This window comes from Prevotella sp. P5-126 (assembly GCF_002251185.1).
Lineage (GTDB): Bacteria > Bacteroidota > Bacteroidia > Bacteroidales > Bacteroidaceae > Prevotella.
Map to the genome: position 1 here is coordinate 1 of NZ_NPIZ01000087.1, position 25,365 is coordinate 25,365.

A 25,365-nucleotide genomic window follows, 5' to 3' on the forward strand; every position below is an offset into this window, starting at 1 on the left:
CTGTGATTGCTGTTCATAAAACTCTTTGCGCGTATCGATAACCGTAGGGGCTATCTCCGATGAACCATTGAAGAAATTGGCGACATCGATGAGGGTTTCCATGCCATACACCTCTATTTGGTTGACCACAGCCGCTTCGCGGATGTTCTGTTTCGGCACGATAAGACCTTTGAAATGTTCGGCGCGTGCCCGAATGGCTATGGGAAGTGCACCGCGTATGGGTTGCAACCTGCCGTCAAGTCCCAACTCACCCACCATCATGTAATCATTCAGCCGACTCCCGTCAACCTTTCCGCTTGCCGCCAGAATACCGATAGCCAATGGCAAGTCATAGCCGCTACCCTCCTTTTTGATATCGGCAGGCGATAGATTGGCGGTGATGTCCATCATCGGCATCTTCAGTCCGTTGTTCTGTAGTGCCGCCCTGATTCTGTCATAGCTCTCACGCACAGCAGTATCGGCAAGTCCCGTCAGGTGGAATTGCACTCCGCGAGTCATGCTCACTTCTACTTTTACCGTGGTCACTTCAAGTCCGTTGACGGCGGCACAAAAGGTATTGACTAACATATTTATAGTTCTTTGTAGCGTTATTGATGTACTGAAAAGTACGTTGCCATGCCGGTCATCATCCGGCACAGTCTGATTGTGGTCACAAAGTTAAGCAAAATTATGCAAATCCACAATATTCTTCCCACATAATATTGTTACACAGCAAGAAGTGGTAGGTAAGTACCTTGTCAGTCCTATCCAACTACTCTTCTGCTGAAATAGCAGGACGGTATGATATTTCCGTTTCTTTCGTAAGTGTGTTCCGTCAGAATTGAAATCTGATGACCGATTGAGGATAAAAATGACTTTTCATTTTGTTATCCACCTATTTTATTGTAATTTTGCACCCATGAACCAGATAGCTGACTATGAAATCATGGCTCCTGTGGGTGGTCATGACTCGCTGGCTGCGGCACTAAAAGCCGGAGCAGACTCGGTGTATTTCGGCATCGAGAAACTCAATATGCGTGCTCACAGCGCATCGGCATTTACTATCGACGACCTGCGGGAAATCGCTGCAACATGCAATGCACAAGGGGTAAAGACCTATCTCACGGTCAATACCATCATCTATGGTGAGGATATTCCGCTCATGCACGAGATTGTGGATGCTGCCAAAGAGGCTGGCATTTCTGCAGTGATCGCATCGGATGTGGCGGTGATGACCTATTGCAACCGTATCGGGCAAGAGGTACATCTCTCTACCCAACTGAACATTTCGAATATCGAGGCATTGAAATTCTATGCCCAGTTTGCCGATGTAGTGGTATTGGCACGCGAGTTGAACCTCGACCAGGTGGCTGAAATCTATCAGCAGATAGAAGAACAGCACATCTGCGGACCGAGCGGACAACAGATCCGTATCGAGATGTTCTGTCATGGCGCCTTGTGCATGGCAATCAGCGGCAAGTGCTATATGAGTCTTGACAATACCGGACGCTCTGCCAATCGCGGTGAGTGTATGCAGATCTGCCGCCGCTCTTACCTGGTGACCGATCGGGAGACAGGCATCGAACTGGAGATAGATAATAAGTATATCATGAGTCCGAAAGACCTGAAGACCGTGCGCTTCATCGACAGAATGATGAAGAGTGGCGTCCGTGTGTTTAAGATTGAAGGTCGTGCCCGCGGTCCCGAATATGTCAAAACTGTAGTGGAATGTTATAAGGAAGCCATTCAGAGTGTCCTCGACGGAACATTTACCGAGGAGAAGAAGGATGACTGGGACGAACGCCTTGCTACCGTTTTCAACCGCGGTTTCTGGGACGGATACTATCAAGGACAGCGCCTTGGAGAGTGGAACAGCCATTACGGATCGTGTGCCACAGAGCGCAAAGTGTATGTGGGCAAGGGCATGAAATACTTCTCGAAACTTGGTGTTGCCGAGTTCTCATGCGAGGCTTGCGAGTTCTCAGTAGGCGACAAGATGCTCATCACCGGTCCTACCACTGGCGCACTCTATGTGACGGTAGAGGAAATCCATGACGATACCCATGCCGTGACAACCGCACAGAAAGGCACTCGCGTATCGTTCAAAGTTCCAGAGAAGGTGCGCCCCAGCGATAAACTCTTTAAGATTATCAAAAACAACGAAGATTAAACACACCTATAATATATATTTATGACCATCAACGAAATTCAAGACGAGATTATCGATGAGTTTTCCGGTTTCGACGACTGGATGGACAAATATCAACTGCTGATCGACTTGGGCAACGAACAAGCACCCCTCGATGAGCGCTATAAGGTGGAAAGCAACCTGATAGACGGTTGTCAAAGCCGTGTGTGGCTACAGGCTGACTATGCCGACGGCATCATTACCTTTACGGCAGAGAGCGATGCACTTATCGTGAAAGGTATTGTGGCATTGCTCATCCGTGTGCTCAGCGGACATACACCGCAGGAAATACTCGATGCAGACCTGTATTTCATAGAGCAGATAGGACTGAAAGAGCATCTGTCACCCACTCGCAGCAACGGTTTGCTGGCTATGGTGAAACAGATGCGTATGTATGCATTGGCATTCCGCACTAAAGAACAAGGATAAACACAATAAAAGACTGACGACGATGGCAAAGAAAGAAAAGGAACTCACACCGATGATGAAACAGTTTTTCGACCTCAAGGCAAAGCACCCTGAGGCACTCTTGCTGTTTCGTTGCGGTGACTTTTATGAGACCTATTGCGACGATGCCATCACTGCCTCGCAGGTGTTGGGCATCACTTTGACTCACCGAAACAACGGTGCAGGCGCCAAAGGCGATGCCATGGCGGGCTTCCCGCATCATGCACTCGATACTTATCTGCCGAAACTCATTCGTGCAGGTATGCGTGTGGCTATCTGCGACCAGTTGGAAGACCCGAAGTTGACCAAAAAACTGGTGAAGCGTGGCATTACCGAACTGGTGACACCGGGTGTTGCCATGCAGGATAATGTGCTGAACTATAAGGAAAACAACTTCCTGGCTGCTGTACATTTCGGTAAAGGACTATGCGGTGTGGCTTTCCTCGATATCTCAACGGGCGAATTCCTTACCGGTGAAGGCACTGCCGACTATGTGGAGAAACTCATGTCCAACTTCCAACCGAAGGAGGTGCTCTATAACCACAACCGCAAAGCTGAATTTGAACGCAACTTCGGTGTGCGGCTTTGTACCTTTGAAATGGAAGACTGGGTGTTTACCGAACAGGCTGCACAACAGAAACTGCTGCGCCATTTCCATGTGAAGTCGATGAAAGGCTTCGGTGTTGACCATTTGAAAAGCGGCATGGTGGCTGCCGGTGCCATCCTTCAGTATCTGGAACAGACCCTCCATAACCATATCTCACATGTCACATCGCTGAACCGTATTGAGGAAGACCGCTATGTGCGCTTGGATAAGTTTACCGTACGGTCGCTCGAACTGTTGGGCACGATGCAGGAAGACGGTAAGTCATTGCTGTCGGTGATAGACCGCACCGTATCGCCGATGGGCGGTCGCCAGTTGCGTAGATGGGTCGTCTTTCCGTTGAAAGATCCTAAGCGCATCAACGAACGACTTGATGTGGTGGATTATTTCTTCCGTCAACCGGAGTTCAGACAGTGTGTGGATGATCAGTTGCAGCGCATCGGCGACTTGGAGCGCATTGCCTCCAAAGTGGCTACAGGAAAGGTTTCACCTCGCGAAGTGGTGCAGTTGAAAACTGCTTTGCAAGCCATATCTCCCATCAAACAGGCCTGTCTGTCTGCCGACAATGACGCTATTGTGCGGGTAGGGCGCCAACTGCAGTTGTGTGAAGAACTGCGCGATAGAATAGAACGCGAAGTGAACAACGATCCGCCACAACTGGTGCAACGCGGTGGGGTGATAAGCTCTGGCGTCAATACTGAACTCGATGACTTGCGCAATATTGCTTATTCGGGTAAGGACTACCTGATGAAGATACAGGAGCGCGAAACAGAATTGACGGGAATTGCTTCGTTGAAAATCGGCTATAACAATGTGTTTGGCTATTATCTGGAGGTGCGCAACACCTATAAAGACAAGGTGCCTGCCGACTGGATTCGCAAGCAAACGCTGGCGCAAGCCGAACGTTACATCACCCAGGAACTGAAGGAATACGAAGAGAAGATACTCGGTGCGGAGGATAAAATCCTTTCACTTGAACAACGGCTCTTTGCCGAACTGGTCACAGCCTTGCAGGATATCATCCCACAACTGCAGACCAATGCACAGGTGGTGGCCTATCTCGACTGCCTGTTGTCGGCAGCCAAGGTGGCTGAGGAAAACCATTATGTGCGACCGGTCATCGACGAAACCGATGTGATCGACATCCGTCAGGGTCGTCACCCCGTGATAGAACAGCAACTCCCGATAGGCGAACATTTCGTGCCCAACGATATTCACTTGGATCGCGAACGTCAACAGATTATGATTATCACCGGTCCAAATATGGCAGGTAAGTCGGCTTTGCTCCGCCAGACCGCCCTTATCGTGCTCATGGCACAGATGGGAAGCTTTGTACCGGCAGACAGTGCACATATAGGATTGGTGGATAAGATATTCACCCGTGTCGGTGCCAGCGATAATCTGTCGCTCGGCGAATCTACCTTTATGGTGGAAATGACCGAGGCGTCTAATATATTGAATAATGTTACACCACGGTCACTGGTGCTCTTTGACGAGCTGGGACGTGGAACGAGTACTTACGACGGTATCTCAATAGCATGGGCTATTGTGGAATATCTGCATGAAAACCAGCGCGCACAGGCTCGCACGCTCTTTGCCACCCATTATCATGAGTTGAACGAGATGGAGAAAAACTTCAAACGCATCTGCAACTATAATGTGAGTGTGAAGGAGAAGGATGGCAAAGTGATATTCCTGCGCAAACTGATGAAGGGCGGTTCGGAACATTCATTCGGTATCCATGTGGCAGAAATAGCCGGTATGCCGAAGTCCATTGTGAAGCGTGCCAACGTGATTCTTCAACAACTGGAGGCAGACAATGCGCAAGTGGGCACGGCAGGTAAGCCTACTGCGGCTATTGCCGATAGCAGGGAAGGCATGCAGTTGTCGTTTTTCCAACTCGACGACCCTGTGCTTTGTCAGATTCGCGATGAGATATTAGGGTTGGACATCAACAACCTTACCCCCGTTGAGGCACTCAACAAACTGAACGAAATCCGTAGAATCGTTTCTGGGAAATAAACGATTCCGTATCTGAAAATCAGAAAAGTCTTTGTTTGAAAACATAGCCGTGGCGTTTCATCCTTACAGCATGGGCAGTGTAAGGATGAAGCGTGCACCGCCAACGTAGTCTTTGTCAACCACAATTGAACCACCAAGCAGTTCGCTGACTTTGCGGCAAATGGGGAGTCCGAGACCGAATCCCTGTTTGAACAGATCTACTTTGTAGAATCTGTCGAACACCTTTTCTTGATGAGCCAACGGTATGCCGATACCTGTATCGGTAACGGTAAACTGTAAGGTCTTCGACGCTTTGTCGGCATGGAAACCGAGTGTTACCGATCCACTCTTCGTAAATTTGATGGCATTGTCCATCAGTTGTGAGAGCACACGACACAGTGCAATCTTATTGGTCTTGATGGTGAAGTCGTCTGGCTCGGTGTTCTCGGCAATCAGTTGCAGTCGTCCCTTGTTCTTTTCTTCAGCATCTCCGATGATGGTTTTTAAGAAACTTCCAACGTTTACCATATCCTCACAAACAAACTTTTTATTGCTGCTGTATTGTGCAATATCGAGCAATTCGTTGAATATGGTGGTGATCATGTTGCTATTCTCATTGATGCTGTTCACCATCTCCGTATGTTCTTCGGGCGATATTTCGTATTCTGGATTGCCGATGAGTTGCACATATCCTGTAATGATATTGAGTGGTGTGCGTATCTCATGGCTGACATGTTCGATAAATGCTGTCTTCATACGGTCCGACTCCGTGGCTTGCTCCAGTGCCACACTGAGTTCACTGTTCTTTTGCTCGATGGTTTTCTGATAGCGGCGGCGCATCAGATGGTGGTAGATGATGGATATGAGTGCCAGAGTGAGCATGACGCAGATGGTAAAGAGCGATGCTGTCAACATCTTGCGGTTCTTGTCTGCCATGTATTTGGTACGGTTATAGATCGACATCTGCGTATCTATTTCGCTCATACTGTCGAAGAGCATGTCGGTATCCAGCGAGTCGCGACGCATTTTAATCTTGCGAAATTCATCAAGGGCAAGGTCATAGCGATCCATCATCTTGTAGATTTGGATGCGCACTCCCGGTTTGTCGATTGCTTCAATCTCGTTGTTGTCGGCATTGATCAACTGCAGTGCTGATTGATAGTCGCCTGAGAAAGCCAGATTCATGGCTTTCATGAGTGCCACACCGTTGTTGTCAAATTCGGGATGTTTTCTTTGAATACTGAAGAAATCCCGATAGATTTTATCAAAGCTCCATCTGTCTTTATGATAGAAGTATAGTTTTCCTTTTAGTATGAGATAGGCTTTGTGGTATTCTGGATTATGGCTGGCACGGGTGAGATCGCCCAGTTTCTCTATCCACTGGTCTGCTTCTTTAGGCGAACCAACGAGTTTTAGTTCTGCCATCTGCGAATAGATGTCCATGCGCGACGGTGAATCCGTTGGTGCGCATTTCTCATTGGCTTTCTTATAGTAGTATTCTGCCAGTCGGTAGTTGCCTCTCAGGTGGTAAATGCTGCCGAGCGTGTAGTCGATGAGTTGTAAATAGGAGTCTTTGTTTTTCTCCTGTTCGATGTCTTTCAGAATGGTGTTCACCTTCTGCAAGGCTCTGTAGGTCTTGCCCAGATTGGCATCGAAAATCACTTCCTGACTGCGAATGGTATAATATAGCTCCTTATCATTGTGGTCCAGCAGATAGTCTTTCATCTGCTTTGCCGCTTTGTAATACTCCTGCTCGTCTTTGCCTTTTTGGTAGAGGTCAAAGTAGTGGAGTGTCATTTTTACATAGGCAGTATCTTGCGAATGGTGTGACGCTTGTGTAGTGATACTTCCACACAGTGACAGGATGATGAGAAGGAGCAGGTTTCGCATAGTGGCTATTCCTTTTTAGGTTTTCTGAACATGCAGCAGATGCCGATGATAATGAAGGGGATGGACAGGATTTGTCCCATGTCGAGCGGTAGCGAAGCCTCGAAGGCCTCTTGCACTTCTTTCGTGTATTCTATGAAGAAACGGAAAGTGAATATGTATGTCAGACAGAATCCAAAGAACCAACCGGTTCCGATGCGGTTTGTCATGCGCTTATGGAGTGGCCACATGATGGCAAAGAGAATGGCGTAGGCAATCGCTTCATAGAGTTGTCCAGGGTGGCGTGGTGCTGAATCGACGCGCTCAAAGATGAATGCCCAGGGCACATCGGTAACCTTTCCGATGATTTCGGAGTTCATCAAGTTGCCGAGTCGGATAAAGCAGGCGGTCACACCCGTAGCTATTGCGATATTGTCGAGTACGGTCCAGATGCTGAGTTTGGTGCGCTTCACATAGAGCCAGAGGGCTATCATCAGTCCGAGGGTACCTCCGTGGGAGGCGAGACCTTCGTAGCCCGTGAACTTCCATCCGCCATCTGCCATGAAATGGATGGGCAGCAACATCTCTACGAATCCCTTTCCGCTGGTGAGGAAATAGTCGGGTTGATAGAAGATGCAGTGGCCGAGACGTGCTCCGACAAGTATTCCCACGAAGCAGTAAAAGAATAGCGGATCAAAATACTCGTCTTTGATGTGCTGTTCGCGATAGAGGCGGCGCACGGTGAAATAGGCCAGCGCCAGTCCGAGAAGCCAGCATAGGGAATACCAGCGGAATGGTCCGAATGAGATGCTGGGGTTCCAGACAATGAAGTTGATAAGGTTAAGCATGTCTCGTAGATGAATTTAAGTAATCAATGAGTGAGTGTCCGTTGCGCCACCTTTCATGGAAAGGGGCGCCATGACTTATACATTGAAGCGGAAGTGCATGATGTCACCATCCTGCACGATGTATTCCTTGCCTTCAATGCCCATTTTTCCGGCTTCGCGTACAGCGGCTTCCGATCCATACTGGATATAGTCGTCGTATTTGATGACCTCTGCACGGATGAATCCTTTCTCAAAGTCAGTATGGATAACTCCGGCACATTGTGGTGCTTTCCATCCTTTGTGGTAGGTCCATGCCTTGACTTCCATTTCTCCGGCGGTGATGAATGTTTCGAGGTTCAACAGGGAGTAGGCTTTCTTGATGAGTCGGTTCACACCGCTCTCTTCCAGTCCGAGTTCTTCCAAGAACATCTGTTTGTCCTCGTATGATTCCAGTTCGGCAATGTCTTCCTCGGTCTTGGCGGCTATCACCATGGCTTCGGCACCTTCCTCCTGTGCCAGTGCTTCAACACGTCGGGTGTAGTCGTTGCCCTCTTTGGCATCCGATTCGCTGACGTTGCACACATAGAGCACGGGCTTTGCAGTCAGCAGGAAGAGGTTGTGCGCGCAGTCTTGTTCGTCTTTGCTCTCAAACTCTACGATGCGTGCGTTCTTTCCTTGGTCGAGCACTTCCTTATAGGCTTTGAGCACAGTCACCTCTATTTTTGCATCTTTATTGCCTGCAGCGGCAGCCTTTTCGGTTTTTGCCAAACGGCTCTCGATGGTCTCCAGGTCTTTCAACTGCAGTTCGGTGTCGATGATTTCTTTGTCGCGGATGGGGTCGATGGTGCCATCTACGTGGGTGATGTTATCATCTTCAAAGCAGCGGAGCACGTGGATGATGGCATCAGTCTCGCGGATGTTGCCCAGAAATTTATTACCGAGTCCTTCTCCCTTGGATGCTCCTTTTACCAGTCCTGCAATATCCACTATTTCACAAGTAGCGGGTACGATGCGTCCTGGGTGTACTATCTCAGCAAGTTTGGTGAGTCGCTCGTCGGGTACTGTGATTACTCCGACGTTGGGTTCTATCGTGCAGAATGGAAAATTGGCAGCCTGAGCTTTTGCACTTGACAGGCAGTTGAAAAGAGTGGACTTACCCACATTTGGAAGTCCCACTATACCACATTTTAAAGACATAGTTCTTCGTTTATTTCTATTTTAGTGCAAATTTATCAATAAATCGGCTAATTGCCAAACAAAAAACGGAATAATTATCAATTTTGCACAAATAGTATAACAGATGGCGCAATTATGGTGGTCATATGTCGGCGTGAATTCAAGTTAACAGGGGAATTATTGGAAAATGCTGGTTAAAAAATGTCAAGATAAAGCGTTTTGGTAATACTTTTTCTGCATGAAGAGGTTGTGCTGTCAAGCAAGGAATAGGGCATGACGTGTTTTTGTCCTATACATTGCTGCTGTGTGGTGGCATCATTACCTGCCCATGTCACTTATGTTTGATGGCAATTCAAATTGATTTGCTGACCAATTCAAATTGATTTGCTGACCAATTCAAATTGATTTGCTGAGCAATTCAAATTGATTTGCTGACCAATTCAAATTGATTTGCTGAGCAATTCAAATTGATTTGCTGAGCAATTCAAATTGATTTGCTGACCAATTCAAATTGATTTGCTGAGGAATGTGCCTTTTGTAGTGTTGCAAAGTGGTGGTGGTTAGCAGATTATGTGGCTTTTGGAAGATGACTTGGAAACGGTTGTTTTATGCCTTGTTGTGTCATGTGGGGGCAGAAGATTGTGGAGAGACGATGAAAACCGATGCACCATAGGAGAGCACGGGAAATGCCGTGCTTACGGTAGTTAGTGGGAGGATGCAGTCCAACAACAAGGGCTGCAACAGGCACGAATGCTGTTGCAGCCCCATATCGTTGATGGTTATAGGGTGTCAGTGCGTTTTATTTCACTTCCCAGATGTCGTTGGTTTCGAGCAGTTCGGCAAAGTTGTGATACTTCTTCTGCTTTGACACCTCATCGAGCTGTACGTGTACCGACTCGTCGTAAGTAGGTGCGTCAACGTCGCGGATAACACCGAGGGCGATGGGGAAGCCGTTTTCGTTGGACATCATAGCCAACTTCAACTGCAGGGTGTTGTCCTCACAATGGGCATCGTGTACCAATACATCATCGAGAGTATAGCCGTTTTCGCCGATTTTCACGACCTTCAGGCCGAAACCTTCCTGCACCAGACCAAATTCGTTGTTCTCACCGAACACGAGTTTCTCGCCGTGGCGCACATAAATAGCGTTCTTCTTGCGGCCTTCCTTGGTATATACCGACTCGTGGCAACCGTCGTTGAAGATAACGCAGTTTTGCAGAATCTCGCAAACGGCAGCACCCTTGTGCTGGTAAGCAGCCTTCAGGATGTCCTGAGTCTCGGCAGCATCAGTGGCAACGCTACGGGCAAAGAAGTGACCGCGAGCACCGAAACAGAGTTCAGCGGGGCGGAATGGATCCTCTACCGTGCCATAGGGGCTCGACTTAGAAACGAAGCCACGGGGTGAGGTGGGCGAGTACTGACCTTTTGTCAAACCGTAGATGCGGTTGTTGAGCAGAATCATGTTGAGGTCGATGTTACGACGCATGGCATGAATGAAGTGGTTACCGCCGATGGCAAGACCGTCACCGTCGCCACTGACCTGCCAGATGCAGAGGTCTGGGTTAGCCACTTTCGCACCAGTAGCAATAGCTGCAGCACGACCGTGGATGGTCTGCATGGCATAGGTGTTTACGTAATAGGGCAGACGGCTGGAGCAACCGATACCCGATATGACTGCCATGTTGTGGGGTGCAACACCCACTTCTGCCATGGCTTTATGGAGCGACGCCAGGAAGAAATGGTCGCCGCAACCCGGACACCAACGTGGCTGTCCCTTCTTATAGTCTTGGAATGTATATTCACTCATAACGCTTTACTTCTTTAAAATGTCCTCAAATGCCTTTACCAATTCTGCCACTACAAATGGCTGTCCCTTTACCTGATTGAACTGGTAGGGCACTAAGCCATCTACATTGGCACGCAGCCAAGTAGCCAACTGGCCGAGGTTCTGCTCGGCAATGACCACTTTCTTATATTTCGAGAGTACCTCTGCCGTGTTCTTAGGCAGTGGGTTGACATATTTGAACTGGGCTTGTGCCACTTTGTAGCCTTTGGCTTGCAGTTCCTGCATCGCACTTACAAGGTGACCGTAAGTAGATCCGAAACCTACGATGAGCAGGTCGGCATCGTCTTTGTCGCCCAGTACCTGCAAGTCGGGAACGGGGATTTTAGCCACCTTCTCGGCACGCAGACGACACATGTGGTCATGGTTTTCAGGATCTGTAGAGATGGCACCGGTATTACCGTCCTTCTCCAGTCCGCCAAGGATATGGGTGTAGCCCTCCTGTCCGGGGATTGCCCAGTAGCGAACCTTTGTTTCTTCGTCGCGGAAGTATGGGGTATAGTGGCCCTTCATCTCAGGAGTTACGTAGTGAGGCTTAATGGCTTGGAGCCCCTCCATGGTTGGCAACTTCCAAGCAGCAGATCCGTTGGCGATGAAAGCATCGGTGAGCAGGATGACGGGAGTCAGATGTTCGAGCGCTATCTTTGCTGCCTCGTAGGCGGCGTCAAAGCAGTCTGTGGGGCTCAGTGCGGCAATAACGGGCATTGGACTCTCACCGTTTCTGCCGAAGAGAGCTTGCAGCAAGTCGGTTTGCTCACTCTTGGTGGGCAGACCTGTAGAAGGACCGCCACGCTGTACATCGATGATAACCAGTGGCAACTCGTCGATCACTGCCAAGTTCATCGCTTCGCTCTTCAGACATACACCAGGTCCGGAGGTGCTGGTAGCAGCCAATGCTCCGGCAAACGAAGCACCGATGGCTGAAGCGCATCCGCTGATTTCGTCTTCACACTGTACGGTGATGACACCGCATGACTTGTGTTTCGACAGTTCGTGAAGAATATCTGTGGCTGGAGTGATAGGGTAACTGCCTAAGAAGAGATGCAGACCTGCCTTTTCGGCAGCAGCAATAAGACCGTAGGCAGTAGCCTTGTTACCCGTGATATCCATATAGCGTCCGGGCACCTTGGTCTTTGATTCGATGCGATAGGTAGCCGGTACGGATGAATGGGTATTGTGACCGTAGTCGTAACCAGCCTGCACCACCTTGATATTGTTCTCGGCAATGGCAGGTTTCTTGGCGAATTTCTCACGCAAGAAATTGGCAACGAGGTTCAAGTCGCGGTTGAAGAGCCAGCAAACCAAACCCAGCGCAAACATGTTGCGACACTTCAGAATGGCTTTGTTGTCCATGCCACTTTCTGCCAGACACGCTTTCACCATAGTGGTGAGCGGGCACTGGATGACACGATCGGGATCTACATGGAGTTCGCCGAGATAGTCGGGAGTGGCAAACTGTGCTTTCTCCAAGTCCTTTGGACCGAATGAATCGGTGTCGATGATGATGGTGGCTTGGGGCTTGGCATACTTCAGCTGTGTCTTCAGCGCTGCAGCGTTCATGGCTACAAGCACGTCACACTGATCACCAGGGGTATAGACCTTGCCAGCACCGATGTGAACCTGGAATCCGCTGACACCGGTCAGCGAGCCTTGTGGGGCACGGATATCTGCCGGATAATCTGGGAAAGTGGAAATACCATTACCTACGGTGGCGCTCACCGTAGAAAAGATGTTTCCGGCCAACTGCATACCGTCACCGGAATCACCCGAGAAGCGTACGACTACCTGGTCGAGCTCCTTGATTTCTAATTCTTCAGCCATAAAAATAAAAATCTAAATTGCTAAATGTGTTTGCAAAGGTACGATTAAAAGCGGAATAACAAAAAGAAAAGCATATATATTTTGTTTTTTGCGCGTTTTGCAGTAATTTTGTGAATGAATATGAAGAAAAATAGCAAAGACTACGTACGTCCATACTTGCGTTTCCTGAGGTTGCAACGCGGACTTTCCGACAATACGCTCGATGCCTATGAGCGCGATTTGCAGAAGTTGTTGGGCTATCTGCGCGATGAAAACAAAGATGTGTTTGACGTGCAGTTGCCCGACCTGCAACATTTCGCTGCGACACTCCATGATATCGGCATCGGGCCACGCTCCCAGTGTCGCATACTTTGTGGGGTGCGATCCTTCTTTCGGTTCATGCAGACCGACGGTTGGCGTGACGACGATCCGTCGGAACTGTTGGAGAGTCCGGTGCTCGGCACTCATCTGCCAGAGGTACTCTCCACCCGTGAGGTGGATATGCTCAAGGCAAGCATAGACCTCACCAAATGGGAAGGGCAGCGCAATAGGGCGATTATCGAAACGCTCTTTTCCTGCGGACTGCGTGTCAGCGAACTCGTCACACTCAAGCTCAGCAACCTCTTCATACAAGAGCGCTACATCAGAGTGGTGGGCAAAGGATCTAAAGAGCGTCTCGTACCCATCTCGCAGAAAGCCCTCGACGAAATTGAATTTTGGTTTGCCGACCGTCGGCAGATGAATATCAAGCCCGGCGAGGAAGATTATGTGTTCCTCAACCGACGTGGGGCGCATCTCACCCGAACCATGATACTCATCATGATCAAGCGCCAGGCTGTGGCTGCCGGTATTCAGAAAACCATCTCTCCCCATACCCTTCGACATTCGTTTGCTACGGCATTGCTGGAAGGAGGTGCCGATTTGCGTGCCATACAAATGATGATGGGCCACGAATCCATAGCCACCACCGAGATTTATACCCATGTGGATATGAGTACGCTACGCCAGCAGATATTGGAACATCATCCGCGTAACGTCAAAAACGAGGTTAAATAGGTATAAATGCTTGCAGAACACCGCCGTTTTATTTTGTCATATCCCGAAATCTGCGTAACTTTGCAGCCGAAAACAAAAATATAAGAAGATAAACATGTCATACCTTTTCTCATCAGAATCAGTATCTGAAGGCCATCCCGATAAGGTGGCTGACCAAATCAGTGACGCCATACTCGACCAGTTTCTGGCTTACGACGAGCATGCTCGTGTGGCTTGCGAAACCTTTGTAACTACCGGACAGGTGGTTATCATGGGTGAGGTTAGAAGCAGTGAATATATTGACTTGCAGGCCATTGCCCGCAATACCATCAAGAAAATCGGCTATACCAAGGCCGAATATCAGTTTGACGGAGACTCCTGCGGCGTGCTTACCGCCATCCACGAACAGAGCGACGACATCAACCGTGGTGTTGACCGTGAGGATGACGAAGACCAAGGCGCCGGCGACCAAGGCATGATGTTTGGCTACGCAACCAACGAAACAGAGAACTACATGCCTGTTTCGCTCGACCTCTCACATCTTATCGTAAGCACTTTGGCTGATATTCGTCGCGAAGGAAAGGAGATGACTTATCTCCGCCCCGACTCTAAGAGTCAGGTGACCGTACAGTATAGCGACGACGGAACACCCGAACGCATCGATACCATCGTCGTTTCAACCCAGCACGATGAGTTTGACGATGACGACGAGCGCATGCTTGCCACAATCAAGGCTGATGTGCTCAACATCCTCATACCACGCGTTAAAGCACAGATCAAGAGCGAGAAGGTGCTCAAGCTCTTCGACGATCAGATCAAGTACTACGTCAACCCAACGGGTAAGTTTGTTATCGGTGGTCCTCATGGAGATACCGGACTTACCGGTCGTAAGATCATTGTAGATACTTACGGAGGTAAGGGTGCACACGGTGGCGGTGCTTTCTCTGGTAAAGACTCTTCTAAGGTCGATCGTTCTGCTGCCTATGCCGCACGCCATATCGCTAAGAACATGGTGGCTGCCGGAGTAGCCGACGAGATGTTGGTACAGGTGAGCTATGCCATCGGTGTGGCACGTCCGATGAATATCTACGTCAATACTTACGGTCGTTCACGTGTGAATATGACCGACAGCGAGATAGCACAGCGCATCGAGAAACTGTTTGACCTGCGTCCAAAAGCCATCGAGCGCCAGTTGAAGTTGCGCCAGCCCATGTATCTGGAGACCGCAGCCTATGGTCACATGGGACGTCATCCCGAAGTGGTGAAGAAAACCTTTACCAGTCGTTATCATGAGACAAAAACCATCGATGTAGAGCTCTTCACTTGGGAAAAGCTCGATCGGATAGAGGATATCAAACGCGAATTCGCACTTTAATTCTATTCCGTGCAACAGGCAGACAGCATTGCGCATAGTCAACATACGGCACATGCCGACACTGCGTCGGCAACTGGTGCTGCACCCGTGCGCCAACTGACACCGGCTCAGGTGCTCAGATGGTTGCCTCGCAATGCTACGCCTGCTCAGCAGGACTCTGCCATTCAAGCCCATTTCAAGCCGGCACCCATCCGATGGAGTACGCGCCCCGACACCCTGCATCTGCCGGGACATGATGCGGGTCACGATCTGTTGAAGGCAGAACTCCCGCAGTATTATCGCGAAGGATTCTTCTCCCACAATGCCATGTTCCACCCCGAACTCTCCGGTGGACGTATCGGCATTGCCGGTTCACCCGTGCCCTACAGCATCCATAACGATGACCTCATCACCTCTATGCTGGTGGTATGTTTCCTGGCTGCCGTTGTGGCATTCTCCCATGCCCGTCGTTTCGTGGCTCGCCAATTCAAAGCGTTCTTCTATCGACCTGCCGAAGGAATCACCGAGGTGAAGGAGACAAGTAGTGAGATGCGCTTCCAGTTTTTCTTAGGATTAGTCACCAGCCTGTTAGTGGCACTGGTGTGCTATTTCTATACGCTAAACTTTATCGGCACCACCTTCACACTTCAGTCCAACTACCAACTCATAGCCATCTTCTTTGGATTGACAGTGGCATATTTCACAGGTAAGCTCCTCCTTAGTACGTGGGTCAATCTGGTGTTCTTTGGAAAGAAAAAAAATGAACAATGGATAAAGTCCTCCTTGTTTCTTTTATCGGTAGAAGGAGTGCTTTTGTTCCCTGTCGTGTTGCTGCATGCCTATTTCGGTCTAAGTCCGGAAACCAGCATTACGTGCGTTGCTGTCGTGGCCATTTTGGTTAAAATCATGTCGCTCAGTAAGTGTCTGACCATCTTTTTCAATAGAAAACTCGTTAATTTGCAATTTTTTTTGTACTTTTGCACCCTTGAAATAGTACCGTTGCTTGTTTTTTGGAGCATAGCGGTATTCATAGGAAATTATCTGCAAATAAATTTTTAGGACACCGATGATCAAGAAGATTCTCATTTCGCAACCGAAACCAATAAGTGAAAAATCGCCATATTTTGATATTGCGGAAAAATATAACGTAGAGTTTGTATTCCGTCCTTTCATCAAGGTTGAAGGACTGGAACCTAAAGAGTTTCGTGCGCAGAAAATAAACATTCTCGATTTTACGGCAATTGTTTTCACTTCACGTCACGCCATCGACAATTTCTTCACGCTGGCAAAGCAGATGCGTATCACCATTCCTGAAGATATGAAATATTTCTGTGTGACAGAGACAATATCGCTGTATATACAGAAATACGTGCAGTATCGCAAGCGCAAAGTGTTCTTCGGAAATACTGGAAAGATTGACGATTTGCTGCCTACAATGGTTAAGCACAAGACAGAGAAATATCTTGTACCAATGAGTGATGTAAACAGTGGATCGGTAGCTAAGTTGCTGGAGTCGAAAAAACTGCAGCATCGCGAGTGCGTGATGTATCGCACCGTGAGCAACGACTTTACCGAACAGGAAGCAAAAGACTTCGATTACGATATGTTGGTGTTCTTCAGTCCTTCGGGAATTGAGTCACTCACCAAGAATTTTCCCAGCTTCGATCAGGGAAAAGTGACTATCGCAACCTTCGGTCCTGCTACAGCCAAGGCTGCTCAGGATGCTGGATTGCGCGTCGACTTGGAAGCTCCTTCAAAGCAATATCCCTCAATGACTGGTGCACTTCAACACTATCTGGAAGAGCACAAAGGCTAACTGCGCAACATTGCGCTATCCCAATGGCGAGGTCTTATCCGTTAGTGGATGACCGAGCCTCTATATATAAATAAGGTATAGACAGATATCACCATGGCTACCCATACGCTCAACAAGCAAGAGCGGTTGTGTGGATTGCGACTCACAGAACAACTCTTCGACAGGGCAGGCAGCCGCTCTGTGGCTTCATTCCCTATCAGGGCAGTCTGGAGAGAGACTGAACGCCACGAGGGCGAACCGCCTGTCAAGGTACTGATGAGCGTATCTAAACGCCATTTCAAACGGGCCGTCAAGCGTAATCGCGTCAAACGACAGTTGCGCGAAGCATACCGACTCAATAAGCAAATTATTGTTGAGGCTGTAGAACAGCAGTCGGGGCGTGCACTGATGGTGGGATTTGTATGGCTTGCCGACGAACTCTTCCCTTCTGAGGTGGTGGCAGAGAAGATAAACAAACTGTTGAACCGCATAGCAGAGAAATTATGATGATGCAGTGGGTACGTCGTCTGATAAAGATTATATCGCGCATCTTGGTGTGGTTGTTGCTGCTACCCATCCGTTTCTATCAGGTGGCTATCACACCATATACACCGCCGTCATGCCGATTCACACCCACTTGCAGCGAATATGCACGTCAGGCACTCATCAAGCATGGCCCTGTCAAAGGACTTGCACTTGCCATTTGGCGCATCCTCAGATGCAATCCATGGGGCGGTTCGGGTTATGACCCCGTGCCGTGAACCATGCCCACAACTTGAAACAACATACAGGAAATCTAAAAACAATATAGTATATGAAGAACTTTGTAGAAGAACTTCGCTGGCGCGGAATGCTGGCACAGATGATGCCTGGCACAGAAGAACTGCTCCAGAAAGAAATGGTTTCGGCATACTTGGGTACTGACCCTACTGCCGATTCGTTACACATCGGTCACCTCTGTGGTATCATGATGTTGCGCCATTTGCAGCGTTGCGGCCACAAACCATTCATCCTGGTGGGTGGAGCTACCGGTATGATTGGCGACCCTTCAGGTAAGAGTCAGGAGCGCAATCTGCTGAACAATGAGACACTCTATCACAATCAGGAGTGCATCAAAGCACAGGTGGCTAAGTTTCTCGACTTCGATTCTAAAGAAGCAAATGCCGCCGAGATGGTCAACAACTACGATTGGATGAAGGACTTCACCTTCCTCGATTTCGCAAGAGAGGTGGGAAAGCACATTACCGTTAACTATATGATGGCTAAGGAAAGTGTGCAGCAACGTCTCAATGGAACTGCACGCGACGGACTGTCATTCACCGAATTCACCTATCAGTTGCTTCAGGGCTACGACTTCCTCTACCTCTATCAGCACAAAGGTGTGAAACTTCAGTTGGGTGGTAACGACCAATGGGGCAACATGACCACAGGTACAGAACTCATCCGCCGTACCCTTGGCAACGATGTGGAGACCTTTGCACTCACTTGCCCACTCATCACCAAGAGCGACGGTAAGAAGTTTGGTAAGACCGAGAGTGGTAACATCTGGCTCGATCCTAAGCGCACCACACCTTATAAGTTCTATCAGTTCTGGCTCAATGTGAGCGATGATGATGCGGAACGCTATATCAAAATCTTCACTTCACTGGAGAAGGAGGTGATCGATGCACTGGTCGAAGAACACAAACAGGACCCCGGTCGCCGTATTCTTCAGAAGCGTTTGGCAGAGGAAGTTACTGTCATGGTTCACTCGCAGGAGGCGCTTGACACCGCTATCGAGGCTTCGTCTATCCTTTTCGGTAAATCTACCAAGGAGAGCCTGGAGCGTCTCGACGAACAAACCTTCCTCGATGTATTCGACGGAGTTCCTCAGTTTGAGATTGGCAAAGACCAGTTGGGGCAGTCTGCCATCGAACTCTTTACCGTTGCAGCACCTGTATTCCCTTCAAAGGGCGAGATGCGCAAAATGGTTCAGGGAGGCGGTGTAAGTCTCAACAAGGAGAAGCTGACCGACCAGAATCGTCCTATTACAGCCGAAGATCTCATCGATGGAAAGTATCTTCTGGCACAGAAAGGTAAGAAGAACTACTATCTGTTGGTAGTAAAATAATATTTTTTGAAGGAAAAATTTGGTGGAACGCCAAATTTTGCGTACCTTTGCAGCCGCTAACGGGTATGTATGTCCTATGGTGTAATGGTAGCACAACAGGTTTTGGTTCTGTTTGTGGTGGTTCGAATCCGCCTAGGACAACATTCCAAGCCATAGCAAAAGGGCTGGACTCTCACAAATGAGTCCAGCCCTTTGCTATTGATGACCATACTCATGTGGTCTTGTAGAATAGCGCTATCGCCCCTGTTCAACAAAAAGAAACAATCTCTGGAGTTATTACCGATGCCAACACTCAGGAAACAATCGTTGGCGCCAGTGTCATGGTGAAAGGAAGCACCCAAGGGGCTATTACCGATATCGATGGTAAGTTCACCTTGTCGGTCGATGCCCTTCCTGTGACAGTGGTCGTTTCTTATATCGGTTATCAGAAGAAAGAGGTGAAAATCACTTCTAAAGGTGCCATCCATATCACACTCGCAGAAGATACCCAACTCATGGACGAGGTCATCGTGACGGGTTACGGTACCTTTAAGAAGTCGGCGTATGCTGGTTCGGCTTCTAATGTCAAGTCTGACAAGATGGCTGATGTGCCTACCGTATCTTTCCAAGATATGTTGCAGGGTAATGCCACCGGTGTACAGTTCTCGGCATCTTCTGGTCAGCCGGGTGCTTCTTCCAATATCAACATCCGTGGTATGGGTTCTATCAATGCCGGCAATACCCCACTTTATGTTATAGACGGTGTACCTGTCATCAGCGGATCTATCAACTCGATGAGCTCTGATTCCGGTCTCGATATCATGTCCACCATCAATACCAACGATATTGCGAGCATCACCGTTATTAAGGATGCCGCCGCTGCATCGCTCTATGGTTCGCGTGCTGCCAATGGTGTGATCATCATCACCACCAAACAGGGACAGCAGGGAAAACCTAAGGTTTCGTTGCAAGCAGACTGGGGATATTCAGACTTTGCCATGGACTATCGTCCCGTGATGAACGGTCAGCAGCGTCGCGACTATATTTATAATGGTCTCTATGCCGGTCAGATTCGCAAGGGAAAGACCGAGCAGGAAGCCACTGCCTATGCTGATGACAATATCGATGACTATGCGCCTATTCCTTGGTGTGGCTTTATCGATTGGGACGATGTACTTTTCAAAAAAGGCAGTCATCAGCAGTATGAAGCGTCTATTTCTGGTGGTGCCGACAAGTTTAAGTATTACTCTTCTATCGCCTATCTGAAGCAAGACGGTATCACCCACCGTTCTGGTTTGGAACGTCTGACTGGTCGTCTCAATGTGGATTATAAGGCGACCAACAGGTTGACGCTCGGTGCCAATATCTTCTTCTCCAGTGTTAATCAGGATGTGTATAGTGAAGGTTTTACCTATACTGCTCCCTTCTATTCGTCGAGAAGTGCTGTGACACCATCCGACCCTGTCTATAATGAGGATGGCACATGGAATCGCGCATTCATCCGTATCGGTGACCGCAACCCTGCACTCGCTAATGAGTATGACAGCCAGCGTGAGTATGTCACCCGTACATTCAATACCGTTTATGGACAGTTTGAATTTATTAAAGACCTGAAATTCAAGACTACGTTCAGTTATGACTATATCACTACCAAGGGTAAGGACTGGGCAGACCCACGCACTTCCAATGGTGATGATATCAATGGCGGCATGAGCAAGAAGTTCTATGAGCGCAGAAAGATGGTATGGGGCAACCAACTGACTTATAACAAGACGTTCGCTGAGGTTCACCACCTCGATGGATTGTTGGGTTACGAGATTGATGACCAGTATCGTGACTATCTCTCTGGCTACGCCACCAATTTTGCAACACCCGACAAAAACGACATCTCTAATGGTAAGAAGACGGAGTCGGTAGGTGGAAGCGACACACGCACACGCATGGTGTCATATATAGGACGTGTCAACTACGACTTCGACAATAAATACTTCCTTGGTGCCAGCTATCGTGTCGATGGCAGTTCACGCCTGCAACGCTCACACCGCTGGGGTAACTTCTGGTCGGTATCGGGTGCTTGGCGCATCATCGAGGAAGACTTCATGAAGCCCACCGCCGGATGGCTTACCGACATGAAGATTCGTGCATCCTATGGCGTTAACGGAACTTTGCCTTCAGATTATTATGGTTATCTCGCCTTGAGTAGTCTGGGTGCTGGCTATAATGAGCAGCCTGCCATTATTATTTCTCAGCTTGCCAACGACCGGTTGAAGTGGGAAACCAACTATAACCTCAACTTAGGTCTCGACTTCTCACTCTTCAATCGTGTGAACGTCACCCTGGAGTATTATCTGCGCAACACCAAGAACCTCTTGATGGATAGTCCTGTGTCTATGACTACCGGATTCAGTTCTTATCTCATGAATGTTGGACAGTTGAGAAATCAGGGTATCGAACTCGAAATCAACTCTACCAATATCAAGACCAAAGACTTGGAGTGGAAAACCACTTTCAACCTTTCACATAATAAGAATAAGGTGATCAAACTCGATGGCGACCAGACCCAAATCGTCAGCGGAACGCAGATTCGCAAGATCGGTCACTCCTATCGCACCTTCTATATGATAGAGTTTGCGGGCATCAATCCTGAAAACGGTAATCCGCAGTTCTATACCAACGAACTCCTTGACGATGGTACCTATAGCAAGGAAATCACCGAAGATGCTACCAAGGCACGTGCCATCATGCTCAAGAAACATGCAGAACCCAATGTTACCGGCGGTCTCTACAATAGCATCCGCTATAAGTGGTTCGACCTTAGCTTCCTGTTCAACTATCAGTTTGGTGCATACGCCTACGACACATGGGCACAGAAGACCGAACATGGCGGTTACGATATGGAGGCAAATATCCCAACTTACTATGCTGACAGCTGGAAGAAACCCGGTGACATCACCAAGTATGAGCAGTTCTATGAGAAGAGTTCCATAGTGGCTATGCACAAGATTACCAATAGCCGTCGCCTCCACAGCACCGACTATATCCGTTTGAAGACCATCACCTTGGGCTTCACCTTGCCTAAGCAGTGGATTCTCCCTGCAGGATTGAGCAATGCGCGCATCTATATGTCGGCTAACAATCTCTGGACTTGGGCTGCTTGGGACTACTACGATCCCGAATCAGTGGTCAATGGCAACGCCACACAGACCACTCCTCCGCTCAAGACTGTGACTTTTGGTCTTAATATTAACTTCTAAAAAGATAACACTATGAACAAGATTTATCAATATATCATGATTGGAGCCGTTGCCGTAGGTTTATCTTCCTGCGACAATGATTGGCTTGACTTAGAGCCCTCTGACTCAGTGATCACTAATGTGAAAACACTCTCCGACGTAGAGTTTACGCTCAATGGTATCTACAGCACCATGCAGAGTTCGGATGCCTATTCTGGTCGCCTTGTCTATTATGGTGATGTGACGGGTGACGATATGCAGGCGGTAAGTTCTACCAAGCGCACAGCCAATGCCTATCTCTATGGATTTACCAAGAGTAATGCACCTGCCTCTTACTGGCGCATACCTTATGAGATTATACAAAACTGTAATGTCATTCTCAAAAATATCGACAATATCCCTGTTGGCGACGATGAGAAAGACAAACTCAACGACTATAAGGGACAGGCACTCGCCCTCCGTGGCATGACACTCTTCGATCTCACCAAACTCTATGGTTATCCCTATACCAAAGACAATGGAGCTTCTATGGGTGCATGTATCGTGACCGACGTATTGGAAAAGGATGCTATGCCACAGCGTAGCACCGTAGCACAATGTTACGATCAGATTCTGAAAGACTTGAAAGAGAGTACGACCTTGCTCGGCAAGAAGTTCAATAAGGGTAAACTCAACCGTTGGGCTGCACTCACCCTGCTGAGTCGTGCCTACCTCTATCATGGTGATAACGACAAAGCGCTCGATGCTGCCAAGCAAGCCATCGAAGGTGCTGAGGACAACGGCTATGCTCTTTGGACCAATGAGGAATATCCTACCGCTTGGGCTAACGACGCCAGCAAGCAGAAACCTGGCGAGGTGCTCTTCGAGATTATCAACCTCACTACCGATTCTCCAGGTAAGGAGAGTCTGGGCTATCTCTACAATCCGGGTGGATATGCCGACGGTTGCGTCACCGTTTCCTTCTACAACTATCTCAGCAAGGACAAGGACGATGTGCGCCTGAAGATTATCAATGTGGCTACCAAGGATAAGTATTCCTCTTCTTCTGTTTATGGCAGAGCCTTTGTCAATAAGTATCAGCCACAACAGGGTGAGAATGTTATGGATGCCAATATTCCGCTCATTCGTCTTTCTGAGGCTTACCTCAATGCTGCTGAGGCTGCTGCTAAGTTAACTGCGGCAGGCAATGACCATAATGCCGAAGCTGCCGAGTATCTCCATGCCATCGTCAATCGTGCCAATCCTGCAAAATCTGTTGATGCTGCTACTACCGTATCGGTGGATAAGGTGTTGGACGAGCGCCGCAAGGAACTTGTGGGCGAGGGTCATCGCATGTTCGACTTGTTGAGAAATGGCAAGGCTGTGGAGCGTGTCAAAGCTTCCAACAAAGCGCTGAGCAAGACCAAACACACCTGCTCTGATGAGTTTATGACCATCGGACTCGACAATTATAAGATTGTGCTCCCCATTCCGTTGGCAGAGCGCAATGTGAGTCATCTCCCCAACAATCCCGGCTATGGTGAGTAATAGGGAAACCTATGAAACACAGACAAAATGAAGAAAACCAATAGACATTCTATTTTTGTCATGGTACTACCGGCTATAATGGTGTTGCTGTCCATGTGCAGCATCACCATTACGGCTAAGGACCATGATCATGACAACCATCACTTGTCGTGTGATGGACCTTATGTCATCTATCAGCCCAACGGTGGTGTGCGGGTGATCAATGTTACGGAAACTGGTGTGGTGAAAGATACCGTCTATGCCGCTCTCCCCGATGACTTCACGCTCCATGTGGCAGACCATAAGGGCAACTATGCCTTCGATGTGAAGCTCCATCCCGTTGTGCGTCAACCATGGAAGCAGCCACAGGCACCAAAGACCTTTATCATGTCTGATCCCCACGGACGCCTCAATCTGGTGGTTAGCCTGTTGCAAGCCAATGGTGTTATCGACAGTCAACTGCGTTGGGCGTATGGCAACAATCAATTGGTGATTATCGGCGATGTCTTCGACCGAGGATATGATGTGCCGCAAATCTTCTGGCTCTTCTATAAACTCGAAGCTGAGGCTGCTGCCTGTGGCGGTCGTGTCACCATGATGTTGGGCAATCATGAACCTATGGAATTGGCAGGCGACATGCGTTATGCCAAACCTAAGTATAAGATGCTTGCCGACAGACTCGGCATGGAGTATCGCCACCTCTTCGGTCCCGATACCGAACTGGGCAGATGGCTGGGAGTATGCAATGCCATACAGGTGATAGGTCGCAACCTCTTTGTTCATGCTGGCATCAGCAAGGAGTTCTACGACCGCAATCTCTCCATCCCGATGGTCAACGATACTATTAGTAGTGTGCTCTTCATGAAGAGTAAGGAGCGCAAGGCGCACTCCGAATTCTGTAAGTTCCTCTATGGAAACCGTGGTCCCATCTGGTATCGTGGTTTGGTGTTGAACGATAAAAAGTGGTCACATCTGCCCAGCGATTCGCTCGATATGGTGCTCCGTCGCTATGATGTTGACCGCATTTTCGTGGGGCATACCATTTTCAAGGACATCAAGCGTTTCTACAATGGACGTGTCATTGCGGTCAATGTAGATAATCAGGAAAACTACGAGCACCGGCGTGGTCGTGCTGTGTTGATGACCGACGATAAATTGTTTGTCGTGGGCGACAAAGGCATTAAGAAACAACTCAAGGTGAAGCGTTGATAGGTTTCTGACCACAAGACTTCATGATTCCCAATCGTATCAAAGGGCTGGACTCTCACAAATGAGTTCAGCCTTTTGATTATTGATTATATCTGTTTCAAACTCGCAGAAAAAAAGGTTGTGTGCTTTTACGATAGGTTGATTGAATGAAAATATCTGTAAATGTTTGTGTTATATTGTTTTGTTTTATCTGTAAATCAATTTTAATACAGTGGTCTTGTGCCGCCTTTTTGTTGGTTAAATATGGTTAGTTATTGTATATGCTTGAACAGTAATTGGTTATAATGTGCGTCAGATGGCTTTCAGTGGATGTTGTGGCATGGGAAAATGGTCAGCTCGTGTTCCTGTTCAGGGGGTGACAACATGTGATGGGGTTTGAAAGGTTTTGTCGGATATTAATAGGTTCGCGCGCG

The 25,365-nt window shown here is 48.5% G+C and carries 20 protein-coding genes and 1 tRNA gene; 14 read left to right on the top strand and 7 right to left on the bottom strand.

Annotated elements, in window-relative coordinates:
• The coding region (locus CIK90_RS09860) for a magnesium chelatase domain-containing protein (protein ID WP_305775592.1) at positions 1–567 on the bottom strand (567 nt) is incomplete at its 3' end.
• Between the two features lie 331 nt (positions 568–898).
• Between CIK90_RS09860 and CIK90_RS09865 the strand changes: the two genes are divergently transcribed.
• Genes CIK90_RS09865 through mutS form a run of 3 tightly spaced genes read left to right on the top strand, consistent with a single transcriptional unit; the run spans position 899 to position 5,240 of the window.
• Entirely contained in the window at positions 899–2,149 is a 1,251-nt protein-coding gene (locus tag CIK90_RS09865) for a peptidase U32 family protein (protein ID WP_094465153.1), read from the top strand.
• A gap of 21 nt (positions 2,150–2,170) precedes the next feature.
• Positions 2,171–2,596, top strand: a complete 426-nt coding sequence (locus CIK90_RS09870) for a SufE family protein (RefSeq protein ID WP_094434989.1) — start codon at positions 2,171–2,173, stop codon at positions 2,594–2,596.
• A 22-nt stretch (positions 2,597–2,618) separates the two neighbouring features.
• Complete coding sequence (gene mutS, locus CIK90_RS09875) at positions 2,619–5,240, top strand: DNA mismatch repair protein MutS (protein ID WP_094465177.1); 2,622 nt, start codon at positions 2,619–2,621, stop codon at positions 5,238–5,240.
• A 63-nt stretch (positions 5,241–5,303) separates the two neighbouring features.
• Here the strand turns inward: mutS and CIK90_RS09880 are convergent, their stop codons facing one another.
• The 6 genes from CIK90_RS09880 to CIK90_RS09900 all read right to left on the bottom strand — a co-directional run bounded on the left by CIK90_RS09880 (position 5,304) and on the right by CIK90_RS09900 (position 12,752).
• Positions 5,304–7,109, bottom strand: coding sequence for a HAMP domain-containing sensor histidine kinase (locus CIK90_RS09880; RefSeq protein WP_094465155.1), 1,806 nt, complete (start codon positions 7,107–7,109; stop codon positions 5,304–5,306).
• A gap of 5 nt (positions 7,110–7,114) precedes the next feature.
• Positions 7,115–7,933 carry a prolipoprotein diacylglyceryl transferase gene (gene lgt / locus CIK90_RS09885; RefSeq protein ID WP_094434993.1) on the bottom strand — a complete coding sequence of 273 codons (819 nt, stop codon included), beginning with the start codon at positions 7,931–7,933 and terminating at the stop codon, positions 7,115–7,117.
• Positions 7,934–8,008: 75 nt separating this feature from the next.
• Complete coding sequence (gene ychF, locus CIK90_RS09890) at positions 8,009–9,109, bottom strand: redox-regulated ATPase YchF (protein WP_094465157.1); 1,101 nt, start codon at positions 9,107–9,109, stop codon at positions 8,009–8,011.
• A gap of 600 nt (positions 9,110–9,709) precedes the next feature.
• Positions 9,710–9,856 (bottom strand): hypothetical protein, encoded by a 147-nt coding sequence (locus tag CIK90_RS14240; protein WP_158216055.1) that lies wholly within the window; start codon positions 9,854–9,856, stop codon positions 9,710–9,712.
• A 31-nt stretch (positions 9,857–9,887) separates the two neighbouring features.
• On the bottom strand, positions 9,888–10,895 hold the full coding sequence (locus CIK90_RS09895; protein WP_094390953.1) for a 2-oxoacid:ferredoxin oxidoreductase subunit beta: 1,008 nt from the start codon (positions 10,893–10,895) through the stop codon (positions 9,888–9,890).
• A 6-nt stretch (positions 10,896–10,901) separates the two neighbouring features.
• On the bottom strand, positions 10,902–12,752 hold the full coding sequence (locus CIK90_RS09900; protein WP_094447582.1) for a 2-oxoacid:acceptor oxidoreductase subunit alpha: 1,851 nt from the start codon (positions 12,750–12,752) through the stop codon (positions 10,902–10,904).
• Between the two features lie 114 nt (positions 12,753–12,866).
• Here CIK90_RS09900 and CIK90_RS09905 point away from each other — a divergent pair, with 114 nt between their 5' ends.
• From CIK90_RS09905 to CIK90_RS09955, 11 genes are all read left to right on the top strand, one after another.
• On the top strand, positions 12,867–13,787 hold the full coding sequence (locus tag CIK90_RS09905; RefSeq protein WP_094434997.1) for a site-specific tyrosine recombinase: 921 nt from the start codon (positions 12,867–12,869) through the stop codon (positions 13,785–13,787).
• Between the two features lie 94 nt (positions 13,788–13,881).
• On the top strand, positions 13,882–15,141 hold the full coding sequence (gene metK / locus CIK90_RS09910; RefSeq protein ID WP_094465159.1) for a methionine adenosyltransferase: 1,260 nt from the start codon (positions 13,882–13,884) through the stop codon (positions 15,139–15,141).
• Positions 15,142–15,150: 9 nt separating this feature from the next.
• Positions 15,151–16,179: a DUF4271 domain-containing protein gene (locus CIK90_RS09915; RefSeq protein WP_094435001.1), complete on the top strand. Its 1,029-nt coding sequence runs from the start codon at positions 15,151–15,153 to the stop codon at positions 16,177–16,179.
• Positions 16,180–16,186: 7 nt separating this feature from the next.
• A complete protein-coding gene (locus tag CIK90_RS09920) occupies positions 16,187–16,936 on the top strand; it encodes a uroporphyrinogen-III synthase (RefSeq protein ID WP_094465161.1) in 750 nt (249 codons plus the stop codon).
• A 93-nt stretch (positions 16,937–17,029) separates the two neighbouring features.
• Positions 17,030–17,422 carry a ribonuclease P protein component gene (locus CIK90_RS09925; RefSeq protein WP_094390947.1) on the top strand — a complete coding sequence of 131 codons (393 nt, stop codon included), beginning with the start codon at positions 17,030–17,032 and terminating at the stop codon, positions 17,420–17,422.
• A 2-nt stretch (positions 17,423–17,424) separates the two neighbouring features.
• The gene (yidD, locus tag CIK90_RS09930) at positions 17,425–17,676 is read left to right on the top strand and encodes a membrane protein insertion efficiency factor YidD (RefSeq protein WP_094391030.1); all 252 of its coding nucleotides are present in this window, start codon (positions 17,425–17,427) and stop codon (positions 17,674–17,676) included.
• A gap of 53 nt (positions 17,677–17,729) precedes the next feature.
• Positions 17,730–19,025 carry a tyrosine--tRNA ligase gene (tyrS, locus tag CIK90_RS09935; RefSeq protein WP_094390946.1) on the top strand — a complete coding sequence of 432 codons (1,296 nt, stop codon included), beginning with the start codon at positions 17,730–17,732 and terminating at the stop codon, positions 19,023–19,025.
• Positions 19,026–19,095: 70 nt separating this feature from the next.
• Positions 19,096–19,166, top strand: a tRNA-Gln gene (locus CIK90_RS09940).
• 95 nt (positions 19,167–19,261) lie between these two features.
• Positions 19,262–22,258 (top strand): TonB-dependent receptor, encoded by a 2,997-nt coding sequence (locus CIK90_RS09945; protein ID WP_094465163.1) that lies wholly within the window; start codon positions 19,262–19,264, stop codon positions 22,256–22,258.
• 12 nt (positions 22,259–22,270) lie between these two features.
• Positions 22,271–23,764 (top strand): RagB/SusD family nutrient uptake outer membrane protein, encoded by a 1,494-nt coding sequence (locus tag CIK90_RS09950; RefSeq protein WP_094390242.1) that lies wholly within the window; start codon positions 22,271–22,273, stop codon positions 23,762–23,764.
• Positions 23,765–23,791: 27 nt separating this feature from the next.
• On the top strand, positions 23,792–24,952 hold the full coding sequence (locus CIK90_RS09955; protein ID WP_094465165.1) for a metallophosphoesterase: 1,161 nt from the start codon (positions 23,792–23,794) through the stop codon (positions 24,950–24,952).
• The last annotated feature ends 413 nt before the right edge of the window (positions 24,953–25,365 follow it).